At 69.0% G+C, this 17554-nt stretch carries 16 protein-coding genes; 2 read left to right on the forward strand and 14 right to left on the reverse strand.

The window, feature by feature from the left end; translation table 11 throughout:
- Positions 1 to 161 precede the first annotated feature (161 nt).
- The gene (locus E5671_RS07990; RefSeq protein WP_336605698.1) at positions 162 to 1652 is read right to left on the reverse strand and encodes a DUF6851 domain-containing protein; all 1491 of its coding nucleotides are present in this window, start codon (positions 1650 to 1652) and stop codon (positions 162 to 164) included.
- A 157-nt stretch (positions 1653 to 1809) separates the two neighbouring features.
- Between E5671_RS07990 and E5671_RS07995 the strand changes: the two genes are divergently transcribed.
- Positions 1810 to 2766 (forward strand): ParB/RepB/Spo0J family partition protein, encoded by a 957-nt coding sequence (locus E5671_RS07995; protein ID WP_160503139.1) that lies wholly within the window; start codon positions 1810 to 1812, stop codon positions 2764 to 2766.
- On the opposite strand, the gene E5671_RS08000 is transcribed toward E5671_RS07995, so the two are convergent.
- The 4 genes from E5671_RS08000 to E5671_RS08015 are packed head-to-tail and all read right to left on the reverse strand — an operon-like array spanning position 2763 to position 7630.
- On the reverse strand, positions 2763 to 3962 hold the full coding sequence (locus E5671_RS08000) for a 3-deoxy-7-phosphoheptulonate synthase (protein WP_336605699.1): 1200 nt from the start codon (positions 3960 to 3962) through the stop codon (positions 2763 to 2765). The genes E5671_RS07995 and E5671_RS08000 overlap by 4 nt on opposite strands.
- On the reverse strand, positions 3959 to 5557 hold the full coding sequence (locus E5671_RS08005; protein WP_336605700.1) for an FAD-dependent monooxygenase: 1599 nt from the start codon (positions 5555 to 5557) through the stop codon (positions 3959 to 3961). The genes E5671_RS08000 and E5671_RS08005 overlap by 4 nt, the downstream gene beginning before the upstream one ends.
- A gap of 58 nt (positions 5558 to 5615) precedes the next feature.
- Positions 5616 to 7298, reverse strand: a complete 1683-nt coding sequence (locus E5671_RS08010) for a solute symporter family protein (RefSeq protein ID WP_160503142.1) — start codon at positions 7296 to 7298, stop codon at positions 5616 to 5618.
- Positions 7295 to 7630 (reverse strand): DUF485 domain-containing protein, encoded by a 336-nt coding sequence (locus E5671_RS08015; RefSeq protein ID WP_160503143.1) that lies wholly within the window; start codon positions 7628 to 7630, stop codon positions 7295 to 7297. The genes E5671_RS08010 and E5671_RS08015 overlap by 4 nt, the downstream gene beginning before the upstream one ends.
- A gap of 200 nt (positions 7631 to 7830) precedes the next feature.
- Between E5671_RS08015 and E5671_RS08020 the strand changes: the two genes are divergently transcribed.
- The gene (locus E5671_RS08020) at positions 7831 to 8571 is read left to right on the forward strand and encodes a DUF6081 family protein (RefSeq protein ID WP_160503144.1); all 741 of its coding nucleotides are present in this window, start codon (positions 7831 to 7833) and stop codon (positions 8569 to 8571) included.
- Here the strand turns inward: E5671_RS08020 and E5671_RS08025 are convergent.
- The 9 genes from E5671_RS08025 to E5671_RS08065 all read right to left on the reverse strand — a co-directional run bounded on the left by E5671_RS08025 (position 8564) and on the right by E5671_RS08065 (position 17438).
- Positions 8564 to 9265 (reverse strand): SDR family NAD(P)-dependent oxidoreductase, encoded by a 702-nt coding sequence (locus tag E5671_RS08025; protein WP_160503145.1) that lies wholly within the window; start codon positions 9263 to 9265, stop codon positions 8564 to 8566. The two genes, E5671_RS08020 and E5671_RS08025, sit on opposite strands and share 8 nt — an antisense overlap.
- Before the next feature lie 98 nt (positions 9266 to 9363).
- A complete protein-coding gene (locus tag E5671_RS08030; RefSeq protein WP_160503146.1) occupies positions 9364 to 10014 on the reverse strand; it encodes an isochorismatase family protein in 651 nt (216 codons plus the stop codon).
- 46 nt (positions 10015 to 10060) lie between these two features.
- The gene (locus E5671_RS08035; RefSeq protein ID WP_160503147.1) at positions 10061 to 10846 is read right to left on the reverse strand and encodes a 2,3-dihydro-2,3-dihydroxybenzoate dehydrogenase; all 786 of its coding nucleotides are present in this window, start codon (positions 10844 to 10846) and stop codon (positions 10061 to 10063) included.
- Positions 10846 to 12036: an FAD-dependent monooxygenase gene (locus tag E5671_RS08040; protein WP_160503148.1), complete on the reverse strand. Its 1191-nt coding sequence runs from the start codon at positions 12034 to 12036 to the stop codon at positions 10846 to 10848. The genes E5671_RS08035 and E5671_RS08040 overlap by 1 nt, the downstream gene beginning before the upstream one ends.
- A gap of 21 nt (positions 12037 to 12057) precedes the next feature.
- Positions 12058 to 13374 (reverse strand): AMP-binding protein, encoded by a 1317-nt coding sequence (locus E5671_RS08045; RefSeq protein WP_160503149.1) that lies wholly within the window; start codon positions 13372 to 13374, stop codon positions 12058 to 12060.
- Entirely contained in the window at positions 13371 to 14132 is a 762-nt protein-coding gene (locus E5671_RS08050) for an amidohydrolase family protein (RefSeq protein ID WP_160503150.1), read from the reverse strand. Before E5671_RS08050 ends, E5671_RS08045 begins: the two co-directional genes overlap by 4 nt.
- Before the next feature lie 35 nt (positions 14133 to 14167).
- Complete coding sequence (locus tag E5671_RS08055; protein ID WP_160503151.1) at positions 14168 to 15271, reverse strand: 3-dehydroquinate synthase II family protein; 1104 nt, start codon at positions 15269 to 15271, stop codon at positions 14168 to 14170.
- A gap of 55 nt (positions 15272 to 15326) precedes the next feature.
- The gene (locus E5671_RS08060) at positions 15327 to 16151 is read right to left on the reverse strand and encodes a 2-amino-3,7-dideoxy-D-threo-hept-6-ulosonate synthase (protein ID WP_160503152.1); all 825 of its coding nucleotides are present in this window, start codon (positions 16149 to 16151) and stop codon (positions 15327 to 15329) included.
- A 15-nt stretch (positions 16152 to 16166) separates the two neighbouring features.
- Positions 16167 to 17438 (reverse strand): aspartate kinase, encoded by a 1272-nt coding sequence (locus E5671_RS08065; RefSeq protein ID WP_336605701.1) that lies wholly within the window; start codon positions 17436 to 17438, stop codon positions 16167 to 16169.
- Between the last annotated feature and the right edge of the window lie 116 nt (positions 17439 to 17554).

A 17554-nucleotide genomic window follows, 5' to 3' on the forward strand; every position in this document is an offset into this window, starting at 1 on the left:
GCGCGTGCGAGCCGCAACCGTGCACTTTAGCTCGCCGACCTCCACTCTTCTACCCTTGATCTTTCGCGAGAAAGCGAAAGGCCGACCGGGCAGACGGCTGCCGACGGAGCCAGGGGCTCCGTCGGCAGCGGGCGTCGGTGACGAGGAATTTCAGCTTCCGCTCAGTTGCCGCTCAGCTTGCGCTGGACGAAGTTGTAACTCAGGTCGCCGATCTCCGGTGCGTACTGCCGCGATGCCTCAATTGCGGAAGGGAAGTTCTCACCGGCCCAGACCCTGCTCTGACCGCAGTCGTCGGCAAAGTCGGTCCAGTTGCTCCAGCGCAGCGTGCCGTCACTGGCAGGGGTGACTCCCGGCTCGACGAGGGAGGATCCCTTGGCGACGGGGACGGCGATGTCGATTTTGTCGGTGCCGGTGAACCGTCGCACTTGCTGGGCGAAGGCAAGGCAGAGCGAGGCGGTGACGGACGGATACTCGGGGTGGTCGGCAGAGTTCGTGTTCAGGTAGCTCTGCCATTCATTTCCGGTGATGTCACTGACGGTGCCCTTTCGGGGCCCGCCCCACGCCGTAATCTTCTTGTCCCCGTACACGTGGCGGATCGCGCTGAACGGCCGCACCGAGTCGTACTTGCGCTTGAAGTGCCAGGTGGCGATGGTGGCATCGACAAAGGCGACGTCCGAAGTGGTGATGTACTGCACCATCTTCTCGGTGCTGTACTTGCCCCCGGTGACCACCGGGGTACCGGCGACGGCTCCGAAGGTGATGACCTTGTCGTTGAAGAGCTCGGCGCTCATCTTCTGGCGGTCGTCCAGGTTCGCCGACGCCTTGAGGACCTCGTCGACCTGACGCTTGTAGGCCTTCTGATTGCGGTGGTTGCTCTTGGCCGGCGCAGAGACCTTGAACCGTGTGGGGCTCTCGTACGAGAACGGCTTCACGCGGCCGTAGTGGGGCGTCGCGAACTGCTGGGACCTGAGGACGTTGTTCGTGGAGGTCACGTTGGGCTGCCAGCGCGACGGGTTGCGGAGCTCGTCCACGGTGTTGACCGGTTTGTAGCCCGTGTAGTCGGCGTAGGGCTGGCGGTTGTACTTACGGCCGTCCTTGTCGCCGTCACGGTTGGAGCCGTCGCCCGCTCGTGCCGCCATGGCGCTCTTGGCGGCGAGGATGCCGATGCCGCTCGGAGTGGTCGGGTCCTCCTTGGTGTCGTTCGGGTCGAGACCGGCCGACTCCATCATCTCCAGCCATCGCGACTTGTACTGCGGGAGTACCTCGTTGAGCGAGGTGAAGGCGGAGTAGATGACGGCGATGTTCTTGTTGCGCGTCGTCTGTTCTTCCTTCGGCCTGCGGCCGAGGTCCGAGAAGATCCCCTTCGCCGTCGGGTGGTACGGAGCTATGGCGTCAAACCATGGCATTTCAATCAGAATGGCGTGGTCCACGGTCAACGACACGGAACGGCCGGAGCTCTGCTCGCGGGAGATCCGCTGGAACTTCGGATAGACGACTTCGATCAGGGCGTTCCCGTTATCGAGGTCGATGGCAGCCGCCTTCCGCGGGGCGGCCGGCGCGGCACTGTTCAGCGATCCCACCAGGACCAGCGCGGTGGCGACTGCCACCACGCCTCCCAGGCGCCGACTTCGCAGCCGCCTCAAATTCGTCACCGGAAATTCTCCTTCAGATCGGGCTTCCCACTCGCGTGTCGCCAAGTATTGCCAGTTCAGGCGCGCACCACTACTGCTCGATCGAGTAGTTGAGACTACCTACGCTGGTGTCCTACAGGTGTTGCTCACAACGAGACCCGTTGGCGATGATGCTCGAATGTGGAGCAATGTGGAGAGCCCGGTCGCATTGAACAAGACGGTCTCGGTTTCGGTGCCGATATCCTCGCTGATTCCCGGTGATTCACCTCGACTTGCCGGGGAGAATTCTGAGCACGTCCAACTCCTCGCCGCGACGCAGGACCTTCCGCCGATTCTCGTGCACCAGGGCACCATGCGGGTCATCGACGGAATGCACCGCCTGCGGGCCGCGCAGCTACGGGGCGACGAGACCATCTCCGTCACCTTCTTCGAAGGCGACGACAAAGAGGCCTTTCTGCTCTCTGTCGATTCCAATATCAAGCACGGTCTTCCGCTTTCACTCGCCGACCGTGAGGCGGCGGCCTTTCGCATCCTCGCGGAGTACCGGCAGTGGTCGGACCGGGCCGTCGCGGCTGCCGCCGGTCTTTCTCCGACGACGGTGAGCGCGATCCGGCAGCGTTCCTTCGCCCCTGCCGAGCGGGAGACCGGCCGCGTGGGGCGTGACGGGCGCGTCCGCCCCGTGGACGCTTCCGCCGGCAGACGCCGGGCGAGCGAGGTGATCGCCATGAACCCCGACGCGCCGCTGCGGGCCATCGCCAGGGAGGCCGGGGTCTCGGTGGGTACGGCGCGAGACGTGCGGGAACGCCTGCGCGCGGGCCAGGACCCGGTGTTGACGTCTCGGCACGTCTGCGCCAAGGAGCGCGAGCCGTCGCAGAACACCCGGCAGAGCATCGACTGGCGTTCGGTGCGGGGCGATCTGAGCCGGGACCCCGCGGTGCGGTACGCGGAAAACGGCCGCGCCTTCGTCCGCTGGGTCGACGGCCACCTCATCGATCCGGTCGAGTGGGGCGCGCTGATCGACGCCGTGCCACCGCACTGGCAAGGCTCTGTCGCCGAGTTGGCCCGGTCGTGCGCCGGAGCCTGGCTCGAGCTGGCGCGGGAGCTCGAGCAGAGGGCGAGCCCTGCGCGTCCTTAGGAGCGGCCCGTCGCCGTGCCCTTCGCCCACGCTTCGATGAGTTCGGTGGCCTGGTCGGCGTTGAGCCTCGGATCGCACAGCGAGGTGTAGTGGCGTCGCAGCTCTTCCTCGTTCTCCACTGTTCCGCCGACGCATTCCGTCACGTCGTCCGCCGCGACCTCGATGTGGAGCCCGGCCGCGTGCTGCCGGTTCTCCGCGAGGATGTCGCGGAACCGGAGCGCCTCGGTGATCACGTCGGTGAGATGACGTGTCTTCAGGCCGAGCCGTGACTTGACCGTGTTGCCGTGCATGGGATCGCTCAGCCAGACCACCGGGTGTCCCGCGTTCGCCACACGGCGGACGAGGGGCGGCAGGGCCTCCTGAATCCGGTGGGCGCCCATCCGCGGTATCAGCACGAGTCGGCCGGGCTCTCGCCGTGGATCGAGCGCCTCGCACACCCGCAGTACGTCGTCGGGGTCCGCGGTCGGTCCGATCTTGCATCCCACGGGGTTGACCACGGCGGAGAGCAGGGCGACATGCGCGTGGTCGGGTTGGCGTGTGCGCTCCCCCACCCATGGCAGGTGTGTCGAGGCGAGGTACAGGTCATCGGTGTCCGGGTCGCGACGGACCAGGTGTGATTCGTAGTCGATCACCAGGGCCTCGTGGCTCGACCACGGCCCTTCCGTCGCCGGGAGACGGTAGCCGCCCTGGCGGTGGGTCCGCATCGCACGCTGCACTTTGTCGCTCGCCTCGTAGGCCCACGTCATCCGCCGCGGGTCGGCCTTCCGGGTCAGCGGTGAAGCGATCTCCGAATTGATCAGATGGCCCTGGAACGAGGGAATGGTCAGTGCGCCGTGGCGTTCGGTCGCCTGGGAGCGGGGTTTGGCGAACTGTCCGCCCATACGGCCGACGCGCATGACGCTGCGGCCGGTGAGTTCGCTGAACCGGTCGCCAAGACCGTCGATGACCCGCAGCTTCTGCGCGGTATGCCGAGGCTCGCAGGCGTAGAAGCTCTCGGCGCAGTCGCCCAGTTGAAGCAGAAGGGCCTCGGTCGTCAGCAGTCTCGCCAGCGATCGCCGCAGCCGCCGGACCTCCGCGGCCGTCACGAGCGGCGGAGCCGACGCGAGACCCTCGCAGGCCTCGCGGTATCCGGCGTGATCGCGCCAGTCCGGTTGCTGGGCCGCCGGCATGTCCTGCCACGGCCCGAGCCGGGTCACAGGGCACCTCGTACGCGCCGGACCACATCGGCCGGGTTCGGTTCTGCGTTGTTCCCGCGCCAGGCCACATGGTGGTCGGGCCGGAGGAGTACAAGGTCGCGTTCCCATGCCTTCCGGGCGCCCGCGTCGGTCACCACGCTGTGGCTGACCGGCAGGCCCTGCGCGGCCGCCTCGTCGAGGAGGGCGTCGGCGCCGCCGTCGCCCACGAAGTCGACGAGCGTGAAGGACGGGGTGAAGCGGTCGTAGATCGGTTTCCCGTCGTCGAGGAGGAGACTGGGCGGACGGCCTCCTGGCCAGGTCGTCGGCGTGTACTCATGGGGGTTCCACACGGGTTCGGGTGCGTCCTCGTGGCAGACGACGGGCGAGTCGTTGTAGCGGTAGCCCAGTTCGATACCCCTGTACTCGTTCTCGCCCCGCTCGGCTTCGAGAAGAGCGGCGACTTCCTCCAGCGGAGCGCCCCCGCGCAGGAGTTGACCCGCCTCGAGGTGCACGCCGAGGTGCCGGTGCGAGGTGTGCATGTTGCGCAGACCCACCGGGTGGCGTTCGGCCTCGTAGCTGTCGAGGAGGCGGGGGCCGCCGAAGCCCTTGACGAGAGCGGCGGTCTTCCAGGCCGCGTCGATCGCGTCGCCGATTCCCGTGTTCATGCCGTAGGCACCGGTCGGGAACATGCGGTGGGCGGAGTCGCCCGCGAGGAGGACCCGTCCGGCGCGGTAGCGGTCCGCGATCATGAAGCCGGGGCGCCAGCGAGAGGTCAGGAGCACCTTGTCGATCTTCAGGTCCGCCTGCATCGTCTCGCGCAGGAAGGCCGCCGGATCGGCTGGTGGTGTGTCGAATTCGGCCGGCTCCATGCCGTTGACGTGCGCGGTCCAGGTGTCCGCCTCGTCCTGGGCGATGATGATGTAGCGGAAGGCGAAGTAGTGCCAGAACCGTCCGTGCCGGTGCAGGGTGTCCAGATCGCGGCTCTTGAAGTGCACCATGAAGGCGCCCGGCAACCCGGGTACGTCGAAGCCCTCCTGGCCGATGCCCACCGCCTCGCGGACCTGGCTGGACGCCCCGTCGCAACCGATCACGTACCGGGAGCGGACCCGGACCGGGTCGCCGGTCATCACGTCGACAAGGCGGCTGGTCACCCCGTCGTCGTCCTGGGTGAGGGAATCGAACCGCAGGCCGCAGCGTAGATCGATGAGCGGTTCGCGTCGGCAGCGGGCCCGCAGGACAGGCTCCAGGTCGATCTGCGAGATCCGCTGGCCGGGCTCGGTGGGCTGGGTGCCGTCGTTGTGCTCGGCGATGCGGCGCCACTCCTCGTCCACCGAGGGAAGGTCCCACGTGGTGATCGGCTCGCCGGCGAGGCCGGTCGACCAGATCACGTCGGCCGGATGCTCCGGCTCGACACCGGCGGCCCTGACGTCGTCAGCGATGCCGAGTTGCCGGAAGAACTCCATGCTGCGGGAGTTGACGTAGTCCAGCTTCGGGTGAACTGACGTCTCGAAGTCTCGGTCGACGAGCACGCAGTGCACGCCTTGGCGCGCGAGCGCCAGAGCGGTGACCATGCCGACTGGGCCCGCGCCCACGACCAGAACCGGTGCCGGATCCACGATTGCCTCCCCAGGGGGTGTGGGGCGGCCCGGCCGCCCCACACCGTTCTCGGTTTGTTCAGTGCGCTTCGCTGGGCGTGCGGCTCTGCGGTTCACGCGCGTCCGCGCCACTGAGGGGCGGGGCTTCCTTGCGCGCGGCAGGTGTGGCGCCCGTGAGGGCCCGTACCTGCATCTCGGCGAAGCTTGCGTCGTTGCGCTCCCTGCTGATCACCGTGCCGATGTAGCCCAGCAGGAAGGCGACGGGCACCGAGACGAGGCCGGGTTCGATGTCCACGAACTTGAAGTCGGCATGGGGGAAGATCGCGTCGTCCTCGGCCGACACTCCGTTGGAGAACACGACCATGAACATGGTCACGGCGATTCCGCCGTAGACCGTCCACAGCAGTCCTGAGGTGTTGAAGCGCCGCCAGAACAGCGCGTAGACGACCGCGGGCAGGACCGCGGCGCCCGCCACGTCGATGGATGTCGGGATGAAGATGTGGGTGCGCACCGGCAGCATCACGACACCGCCGATGACGGAGGCGATGCCGATGATCACCACGTTGCGCCGGATGTCCTTCAGCTCGGCGTCCGGGGCCAACCGCCGGCCACGCACCACATTGATGTCCTTGGTGACGGCCGTCACCGCGTTGATCAGCAGCGCCGCGAAGACTCCGACGATGGTCAGGAGGGCGATCACGGCGAGCGTGCCGACCATGACCGGCCCGCCGAGGTCGTCCGCGAGCTTGGGCAGGCTGATGTCACGGTGGGGCTTGATCACACCGATGTTCTCTCCGCCGAGTACCGCGACGGCGCCGAGCCCTACGACGGACAGGCACAGATAGAACGCCACGACCATCATCGACGCCCAGCCGGCCGACTTCCGCGCGTCCCGTCCGCTGGTCACCGCGAAGTTGCGCATGAAGAGGAACGGGATGGCCGCGACCCCGACGACGATGCAGAAGAGCTTCGACAGGTGGATCCACCGGTCGGAGCCCTCACCGAAGAGGCGTCCGGGGCCCAGGAGGTCGTAACCGCCCTTGTGCGTCACGGCGTTGGCCTCGGCCTGTTCGAGCAGGCTGATGGGGTTCATGTTGAACTTGGCGAGGACCAGCGTGGTCAGCACCGCCACGACGGCGAACGCGAGCACGGCCTTGAACACCAGGATCCGGGTGACTCCGCGCATCCCGCCCACGAACACGTACACCACGGTGACCAGGCCGACGACCAGGACCATGAGGGCCAGGAGCACGAGCGAGTCGAGACCGAACCACCGGTTGAAGATGAAGGCGACCGCGGCCATGCTGATGATCGTGAACATGGCGTAGATCAGCAGCATGACGACGGCCGACGCGATCCGCGCCGGGCGTTCACGGGCCCGCAGCGCGAACAGGTCACCCAGCGTGCGCACGCCCAAGTTGCGTACGGGCGAGGCGAACACCAGCACCCCGAGCATCATGGACATCGTGAAGGCCGTCAGCAGGAGTACGGCGTCGTAGCCGCTCAGCGCGATGTGACCGGTGATGATGAACATGGTCGAGTACATGATGGGCGCGGAGGCCAGCGCGACGGCGTTCTGACCGGGGCCGATCCTCCGGCCGGCGAGCAGGAACTCGTCCGGGTCCTGTGCACTGCCGCGCGCCGCCTTCACCAGGAAGTACATGAGCACGGCGACAGCGAGGGTGAGGGGTATCGCGACCCCGGGCGCTGCCCACGTGTTGTCGACCGGAGGTGGTGGGTCGGCGAGAAAGACGGTACTCATCGGAGATCTCCTTCCAGGTCCGCCCGGATCTGCTCACTGAGGGGATCCAGCCGCGTACGGGCGAATCGCAGATACACCGCGGAGATCGTCACCACGAAGGCGAAGGACAGCAGGACGAACAGCAGGCCCACGTTCATGGGGCCGCCGAGCCCTTGCCGGAAGAACTCCGGTACGAAGGTGGCGAGCACACACCCGAGGAACCACCACCCGAAGAAGATGACACTCGCCCAGAGGATGAAGGCATTCGATTGTCGACGCAGGGCCTTGAACTGAGCGCTGTCATGTACGGCGACATAGCGGTCAACATTCGCTGGCGAGTTCATCGTGCCCATGACACCTCCTCATGGTGAGGACGTCGTATGCACGACGTCGTGACGTGGCGATCAGGACGGCAGTCTCGGACACCGACTCCCGCGTAGGCATCGCCCATTCACGGGATTACCGGCTTGCGGTGCGGAAATGGCGTGGCGCCCCGGCCGAACGGCGTGAACGTGTGATGTCCGGTGAAGGCGACGGAGCCGATGGTTTCTGAATGACTTCGGCACCGGAGAAGAACGCGTGGACGTACGACGGTTTCACGGGCGGCGAGCTCGATCCCGCCCGCTGGAGAATCATGGCGATAAACGGGGCCGACGGAGAACGCCACCAGTACCGGGACCGCAACGCGCGGACGCGTACCGGTGACGGACGGTTCGAGCTGACCGTCAACCCGTTCAGCCGCTTCCACGACACGGACCCGAGGCAGAACAACGCCAAGCAGATGTATCAGTCCGTGCGGCGCTTCCCCGTGCCGGCGGCGGGAGAGCTGACCTTCGAGGTCGACATGGCGGTGCGGACCTACGGCCAGATCCCCCATGACCCGCTGGACGCCTTCGGCACGGTGAACCTCTTCGACCTGGAGACCGGCGTCGTACTCAACGCCGCCGCGACCAACGACACCCTCTACGCGTTGGTCGAGCGCCTGGTGATCCCGGGCGTGACCCGGCCGCACGAGCACTACGTCCACCGGGTCGTCCTGGAAGTGCCGACGGAGCCGGGGCGTGAGCACCGCTACGCCATCACCTACCGGGCCGACACATCGCAGGCGGAGTTCCACGTCGACGGCCGGCTCGCCTACTGGGCACGGCTTCCGGTACCGGTCGCTGGGTTCAACGCGGGCATGGGCCTGTTCTCCGCCCGTGATCTCTCCCGCTACGCACGCGCGGAGCGGGAGCACGGGCAGGGCGCGACCGGCCGGTGGGGTCCGTGGCAGATCACGACCGGCGTCAGATGAGCACGTCGCCGCCGTCGATGTTCAGGTTGATGCCGTTGATCGAGCGGTTCTCCAGCAGGAAGCTGATCGCCTCGGTGCAGTCCTGCATCGTCACCGGCCGCCTGGTGAGCGCACGCGTCGCGGCGGCCTCGCGCGCGCCGGGCTTGTCGCTCCAGAACGGCGTGTCGGAGACGATGCTCGGGTGCAGGGCGTTGACCCGGATCGGCGAGAGTTCCACGGCGAGCGTTCTGACCAGCGCGCTGATGCCGCCGTTGGCGGTCGTCACGGTCGTGGAGCCGGGATAGGGCCGGTGACTGGCAAGGCCGCCGAGCAGGACGACCGCGCCGTCGTCCGGCATCCGTGCGGCGAGGGCGTGCAACACCGCGGTGTAGCCGGTGAGTTTCACCGTCAGCAGGCGCGTCGCGTCGGCCGGACGGTACTCGCGCACCGTGTTGTGGTCCCGATTCACCGCCGCGAGCACCAGGCGGTCGACACGAAGCACGTCGGCGAGACCGGCCTCGATCCGTTCCGGGTCGGTCAGGTCCAGTGCGAGTCCACGGGTCCGCCCGCCGATCTCGTGCGCGACGGCCTTGGTCCGATCCTCCGTACGGCCGGTGATGACCACCTCGTCTCCTCGTTCGGCGCACGACTGGGCGAAATGCCGCCCGAGCCCCGATGTTCCGCCGATGACGACGACTTGAGCGCGATCGGACATTGACGTGTCCCTTCCTGCATTCGACATCACGGCCTGATGACCGGTCAGGCGACCGTGTCCAGGCCCGGTATGGGCAACTCGCCCCGCATTGGCGGGTGTTACGTCTGCGGCCGGCTCTCCAGCTCGGCCAGCACGTCGGCGACGGGCAACGGGACCGCGCAGCGGTCCGCGGCGTAGCGCAGCGCCATGAGGTGGTCGTCGAGCGACAGGTCGGCCAGCGCGTCCGCGACCAGGAACGGCTGGATGTCGCGGCTGAACGCGTCACAGGCGGTGATCAGACACCCCATGTGCGCGTAGACGCCGCAGACGATCAGCTGGTCCCGTCCTGCCCGGCGCAGCCGTTCCTCCAGATCGCTCCGGAAGAACGCGCTGTAGCGCCACTTGGTGAGCACCGTGTCGTCCGGCTCGGGCGCGACGTCGTCGGCGATGCCCCGATCGGCCTCGTCTGTGCCCATGCCCGGACCCCAGAAGTCGTTCAACAGGCCGCGGTCCTCGGGGGTCATGCCGCCCGGCTGTGCCGTGTAGATCACCGGCACGCCGGCCGCGCGCGCCGTCGCGAGCAGCTTCGCGACATTGGCCACCAGCTCGTTCAGCGGGGACTGTCCGGCCGGGAACGGGCGCAGGAAGTACCGCTGCATGTCGTGGACCAGCACGACGGCCCGGTCCGGGTGCGGGCGCCAGGGGACCGCCGCGCTCGGCAGATCGCCGTCGCCGGGCATGCGGTAGGGCGCGATGGGGTTCATGGCCATGGTTCGTTCGCCTCCTGTTTCCGTCCGATGCCGTCATCCGCCGATGTCATACGTGCAGGGCCGCGCCGCCATCGACGTACAGGTCGTGCATCGTGACGTGACCGGCCTGGTCGGACACCAGGTACGCGACCGCGTCGGCCACGTCCCGCGGCTGGGCCAGCTTCCGCAGGGGAATGCCGACGCGGTACGCGGCCGGTGATCCCTCGATCGCCTGCCGCGGGTCGGCCCCTTCGCCGAGCATCGAGCGCAGCATGGGGGTGTCGGTCGAGCCGGGCGAGACGACGTTGCACCGGATGCCGAAGTCTGCGAGCTCAAGGCCCAGGCAGCGCGTGAACTGGGCGGACGCGGCCTTGGACGCGGCGTATGCGGCCATCTCCATGCGCGGTACGCCCGCGGCGTTGGACGCCACGGTCACCAGCGCGCCCCGGCGGCGGCCGATCATCCGCCGGGCCACCGCGCGGGACATGTGGAACACGCCCCCCGCGTTGACCGAGAAGGTCTCGTTCCACTGCCGGTCCGGCAGGTCGACCACCCTGCCGGAGTGCAGGACGCCGGCGGCGTTGACGAGGATCCCGATGGGCCCCAGCTCTTCCTCGACGCGCCGCACGAGCGCGTCCACCGCCTGGCTGTCGCACACGTCGACGGTATAGCCCCGTACGGAGACGCCCTCGGCTTCCAGCTTGGTCACGACGGTGGCGAGCGCATCGCCGTTGCGGTCCACGGCCGCGACATGCGCTCCCGCACCCGCCAGCGTGCCCGCCACGGCGGCGCCGATGCCCTGTGCCGCGCCGGTGACCAGGGCGACCTCCGACTCGATTCCGGTCAGTTCCATCATGAACTCCCGCTCGTCGTGGCGGCTTCCTCGGCGTCGTACCCGAACAGCCACTGGTGATGGTCAAGACCCGACGAGGCCTGGGCCGCGGTGTCGCGACGGCGCTGCTCGTCCCCGTCGGCCAGGTGGAAGGCCTTGGCATTCTCACGTGATCGGCGCTGGATGCGCGTGGTGCGCGGCAGGCGGATCCGCTCGTAGCGGCGCAGGGCACCGCTCAGACCACCCGCGGCCGCTCGGGCCAGACAGACCGCGAGCACGACGGCGTCCTCGATCGCCTGGTTCGCGCCCTGCGCCTGGAACGGCAGCATCGGATGCGCGGCGTCGCCGATGACCGCCACCCGCCCCGAGCTGAGCCGGTCGACGCTCTCGCGGTCGTGCAGCGCCCATCGGCCGACGGTCCCCGCCGCATCGATCAGCCGTGTGACGTCCGCGTGCCAGCCCTTGTACGCGGCCGCGAGTTCGGCCACATCACCCCGCGCCGACCAGGACTCCTCCCGCCAGTCCGAGGCGGCGACCGTCGCCCCGAAGCTGACCTGCCGGCCCGACGACACCGGGTAGCAGACACAGTGCTGGTCCGGCCCCATCCACAACCGCACCCGGGGCTCGCTGAGCAGATGGGGCACGCGCTCGGCAGGCACAAGACCCCGGTAGATCGTCTGCCCGGAATACCGTGGCCGGTCGGCCACGATCCGCTCCCGCACGAGCGAGTGGATGCCATCGGCGCCCACGACCAGATCCGCCGCGACGACCGTGCCGTCCGACAGGTGCAGCCGCGCCGCGTCCGCGTCCTGCGTCACGGCGACGCACCGGGCGCCGAGGTGGACCCGGTCGGGGGGAACGAGCGCAAGCAGGCTGCTGTGCAGATCGGCACGGTGCACGGTGTAGTAGGGCGCCCCGAAGCGGCGCCGGCACGGTTCGCCGAGCTCAGTGCGTTGCAGCAACGTGCCGTCGTCCCAGCGCCGCATCTCGATCGCCTGCGGTGCGACCGCGATGGTACGCAGGCGATCGCGCAGGCCCAACCGGCGAAGGAGCCGGGTGGCGTTGGGGGCCACCTGTACTCCCGCTCCGACCTCGGCCAGGCGTCCCGTCTGCTCGTAGACGTGGCAGTCGATGCCGGCCCGGCGAAGGGCGACGGCGAAGACGAGACCGGCGATTCCGCCGCCGGCCACGGCCACCCTCAGCTGCGGCATGTCGTCCCCCTCAGTAGTGGCTCAGTAGTAGAGGAGCGCTTTGCCCCAGTCCTCGTCGGGCCCGAACAGGCTGCGTGGCTTGACCACGTCCGGCATGGCCGTCAGCGCCTCGTGCGGGATCAGCGTCCCCGGGGCAAGACCAATGACCTCGCTGTCGACACCGAGCACGGTGCGCACCGAAGCCGACAGCTCCGCTTGGGCGGCAGCCCGGTGCTCGTCGGGGACCTCGATCTCGATGCGCAGGATGTTCGGTTCCGCCCTCGCCCGCCAGAACAACACCTCGTAGGAGTCCGGCAGGGAGAAGACGAGTTCCTCCAGCTGGTGCTGGGTGATCGTCGCGGCGCCGACCCGGTGGCCGAACGCCGCCCGGCCGAGCACCCGGACCGTGGGCAGACCCCATCCGCAGGCGCAGTCGTCGTAGGAGACCGAGACGTTGTCCTCGAGGTTGTAGCGCAGCAGGGGCATCGCCTCGCGGAACAGCGGGGTGACCACGAGCTCGCCCTCGCCCTCCGCGCTGACGGTGCCGGTCCGCGGGTCGTACACCTCGAACAGCGCCCGGTCGGCCCACAGATGCATCCGGCCGTGCCGGCATTCACCGGCGAGACTGCCGGTCTCCGTGGAGCCGTACTCCTCGATGACCGGCACTCCCCACAGCCGGCTGATCCGGCCGCGGCGGGCGGAGGTGAGCGGCTCGCCGCCGACGAACAGCGCACGCAGCGCGGGGAAGTCGGCGCCGGGCCGGTGCCCCGCCGCTCTCGCCGCGGCGGCCCAGATGAGGCATTCCGTCGGCACCGACCAGGTCAGCGAGACCTCAAGGTCGTGCATGACCCGGACCACACGGGCGTACGGCATCGCCAGCGACCGGTTGTCGCCGGGCACCACCGTGGCACCGTGCAACCGGCCTGCGGCGTGCGCGAGATGGCCCGTCAGGAGCAGTGCGTACGGCGTGCGCACCAGGAAGGTGTCATCGCCGGACATCCCGATCCACTTGCGGGCGAAGCGCTCGGCCAGGTCGACCCAGTCCTGCGCCGTGTAGTAGGAGGGCGTGGGGTGGCCTGCCGTCCCGCTCGACTCGTGGTAGGTGGCCAGCTGCTCCTTGGGGACAGCGAGCATTCCGAAGGGGTAGTTGTCCCGCAGGTCCTGCTTCGTGGTCAGCGGCAGGGCGGCGAGGTCCGCCGCGGTCGCGGGCAGGGGGCCCGAGTTCAGCCGCTCGCGGTAGAAGGGCGAGCGGGCCGCCCAGGCGACGGTCTGCTGCAGCTGCTTCTCCTGGATGCGCCGCAGGTCCTCCAGGCCGTTCCACTGGCCGAGTTGAGGCAGGCTCGAACGTGGGTCAGTCACCGCTTTTCCTCTCCCAAGAGTCGATGCGCGTTGTCCCAGGCGATCTGCCGCCACTGCTCGGGCGGTATCCGCAGCGCCCGGAACTTGGCGAGCTCCACGGCCGGATGCTGGAGCGGGAACTCGGAGCCGAACACCACCCGCCCCGCACCGAGGCGGTCCAGTGCCGCATCGGCCACGCACGTGTAGCCGCCGGAGGTCTCCAGCGAGATGTTGGCCTCGTCCCGGATCAGGGTGAGCGCGTAGAAGTCGATGTTGCCGATGCCGCTGTGCCCGAGCACGAAGTCCACCCGCGGGAACCGTCGGGCCAGGCCGACCAGGTCGGCCACGCCCGCGCCGGGCCGGTTCAGGCACACCACGTACACCGGGTGGCCGAACTCCGCTGCCACGCCCACGAGTTCCTCGACGCGCGGGTCGGTCAGGCCGATGCCGTGGACGGCCGGTGAGACCTCCAGACCGCGGAACTCGGCGGCCCTGGCCCGGTATTCGTCCGGCGGACGGTGCGGGTTGGCGAAGAAGAACGGCACCAGGCGGCCGTCGGTGCCCGCGCAGGTCTCCAGGACCGCGTCGTTGTCGACGTCGGTCTCGACATGGCCGCCCTCGACGAGCTGGCGGGAGAGGCGGTCCAGGTCGATGGTGCCGCCCGCGCACACCACCGCCCGTTCGAGACCGCACTCGTCCAGGGTCGACAGAAGCCGCTCACCGGCTCCCGGCCTGGGGGCCAGGCGTACGTGGAAGTCCAGTACGGGCTGTGCGGTCATCGCTGCCACCGCTCGTCCCCCGGCGCGGTCGTCGCTCACTTCTCGATGCAGAACTCGTCGATCGGGTAGCCGACGTGCCGTTGCTCGGCCGGCAGATGGCCCAGCACCTTCGTGCCCGCCGTCAGATCCGTGACGTTCAGGACCGTGCCGCCCGGACCGAGCACCCGTACGTGCCAGTCGTCCTGGACGATGAGGTTGACCTTCACGCCCGAGGCCGAGACCAGGTCGATGGCGAGCAGGGGACGTGTCTCGATCTTGACCCGGCCCACGGTGACGACCCGCGACTTGCCCTTCGCGTCGACGGCGAGGACCCTCCCGCCGGAGACGAGTTCACTGAGGTAATTGGTGCGCCCGTCCGCCGACAGCGTGTAGGAGTGCAGCGCACCGGCGTTGACCCGGAACGGCCGGGTCGGCATGTACGGGAGCGGGTGGGTCTCGCTGCAGCACAGGATCATGCCGGTGGAGTGCGAGCCGACGAGAATGCCCTCGTCGAGCCGGAAGTTCGTGCAGGTGTCGACGCAGGCCCGTTCGCCCATCCCCACGCGCCGGATCCCGGTGACCTCGAGCTCCACCAGCGGCAGGTCGGCCGCCTTGCTGACGGCGGCGGCCTTCAGTTCGGTGGCCTCCCCCACCGCGCGCGGGGCGAGCATCACGCCGTCGGAACCGTGCTCCAGGACGCCGAAGACGATCTCTCCTTCCTCGACGTCGGCCACCTGCGTGATGATGCTGCCCTCGGCCCCGGCCGCGGCGGCCAGCACGATCTCCAGCGGGATCTTGGTGGGGTCCCGGAAGTACAGCAGGCTCCACTTGTCGAGGCGTGCCGCGCGGCAGGCGTCCTCGAGGCTGGCTGCGTCCGTGATCTCCACGTACCTGCCGAACTCCACGTCGGGGTACTGCTGCGCCAGTTCGGCGGGCTCCCCGTGGCGGGCCGGGTCGACTATGACGAGGTCGGCGGGTTCCAGCTTCTCCGGCAGCGGCTGAGTACGCGGGAACAGGACCTTCTTCAGCGTCGGGGGCAGCGGCTCCAGGTCGGCCGGATCGGCCGCCACGATGGCGTCCACCCGCTGGTGGACGGCCTCCTCGATGATGGCTTCCTTGGCTCCGTCGGCGTTGCGGATGTCCAGCCAGCACAGTTTCACGGGTATCTCCTGGAAGAGGTAAGGGAGTTCACAGGTCCACAGGACTTGAGGGGGCTCAGGACGTGAGGGCGAGCCGGCTGTCCACGGCGTCCCGCTCCGGGACGTGCCGCGATTCATGCACGAGCCGCGCGATCGAAGCGGCCATCCAACCGGGCTGGTCGGCCTGGAAGACGTTGCGTCCCATGGCCACGCCGGACGCACCGCCCTTCAGCGCGTCGGACACGAAGTCCAGCACCACGTCGCTCTCGGCGGAGCGCGGGCCGCCGGCCACGATGACGGGGATCGGACAGGCCGCCACCACATCGGCCATCCGCTCGGGCGTGCCCGCGTAGTCGGTCTTGACGATGTCCGCGCCGAGGTCGGCGGCCAGCGACGCGGCGTGCGCCACGAGTTCGGGCGCCCGCGAGTCGCTGATGTGCGGTCCTCTGGCGTACACCATGGCGAGCAGCGGGACGTTCCAGCGGTCGCACTCCTCCGCCACGGCCGCCAGATCCGCGACCTGCCGGGCCTCCTGGCGCGAGCCCAGATTGACGTGCACGCTGACCGCGTCGGCGCCGAGCCGCAGCGCCTCCTCCACGTGGGCGACCAGATACTTCGCGTCCGGATCCGGCGCGTGCCGTGTACTCGCGTTCAGGTGCATGATCAGCGACATGTCGCCGAACCAGCCGTGGTCGACATGGCGCAGGCTGCCCTTGTGCAGCACCACGGCGTCGACGCCGGTGCCTGCGAGCTCTCCGAGCAGGGCGTCGAGATCGCCGCGGGGCAGCGGCCCGTCGGTGACGGAATGATCGAGCGGCACGACGAGCAGGCGCCCGTCGCCGTGCCGGAACAGGCGTCGCAGGCGGAGATCGCGAGCGAACGAAGCGTTGTGTACAGCCACTGTGTCCTGCCTCTCTCAAACGGTGGCGGAACGGCCGGAGTTCGCGGACGTGACGTCTGTCGGCTCATGCCGGTCGAGCTGGAACTCTCGGTGCAGGGTCTCGACGGCGTCGACGGTGCGCTCGCGCGGCACGATCACGGAGAGCCGCGTCTGGGACGTGGACATCCAGCTCGTGGGAATCCCGGACGCGGCTAGGGCCGCCATGAGCCTGGCCGTGTACTCCGGGCGGCTGAGCAGGCCCATCCCGACCACCGAGACCTTGCCGACGTTCTCGTCGAAGTGCACGCCTCCGCCGAAGGCCGCCGTCAGCTCGTGCAGTGCGGCCCGCACGGGGCCGGCCTGGCTGCGGCGGATCGTGAACCCCATGCGGAACTCGCTCTCGTGGGGCCCGGACCTGGCCACCAGGTCGACCACCGTTCCCTCGGCGGCCAGCACCTCGAAAACGTCGGGCGCCAGGTCCCGGCGGATGTCGCGGCAATGCACAAGGACGCGGGCGACGTCGGTGTCATGGGTCACCGCCACCACGGCCCGCCGGGTCTCGAGGAGCCGGCTGTCCCGCCTTTCGGCGACGGTCGTTCCCGGTGCCTGCGATGACGCGTTCCTGACGCGCACTTCGACCCCTTCCATGGCAGCCAGTTCGATGCAGCGGGTGTGCAGGATCCGTGCGCCCGCGAACGCCATCTCGGCCATGACGCCGGGGTCGATCCACGGCAGGCAGCGGGCCGCGGGCAGGATGCGGGGATCGGCGCTGAACACGCCGTCCACGTCGGTGTAGATCTCGCAGGCCGACGCCCCGAGTTGCGCCGCGAGCGCCACCGCGGTCGTGTCGGAGCCGCCGCGCCCGAGCGTGGCGACGTCCCCGGCGTGATCGACCCCCTGGAATCCCGTGACCACGGCGACCTTTCCGCCGTCCAGGGCCGCCCGCACCCGCGCCGCCCCGATCTCCGCGATGAGCGCGTCGCCGTGCCGGTCGGTGGTGCGTATCCCGGCCTGCTGGCCGGTGAGTGAAATCGCGGGCACTCCAAGGCCGTTGAGGGCCAGAGCCATCAGCGCGGCCGACTCGCTCTCGCCCACGGCCAGCAGTTGGTCCAGTTCCCGGGACGGCGCCGCGGCGCCCACGTCCGCCGCGAGCCGCAGCAGATCGTCCGTCCTGCCACCGCGCGCCGAGACGACCACGGCCACCGACGGTCCGCGGCGCCGCGCCTTCGCGATGCGGAGGGCGGCGTGGTGAACGCGGTCAAGCGTCTGCAAAGAGGTACCGCCATATTTTTGGACCAGCACATCCACAGTCGTTTCACCGCTCTCGTCGAACCGGTATGCCGACGACAGTAATTGCGATGCGCCTGCCCGCCCACTACCTGCGTGAGTAGTGCCACCGCATTCAGTTATTCACGCCATGGCCC

This window comes from Streptomyces sp. BA2 (genome assembly GCF_009769735.1).
Lineage (GTDB): Bacteria > Actinomycetota > Actinomycetes > Streptomycetales > Streptomycetaceae > Streptomyces.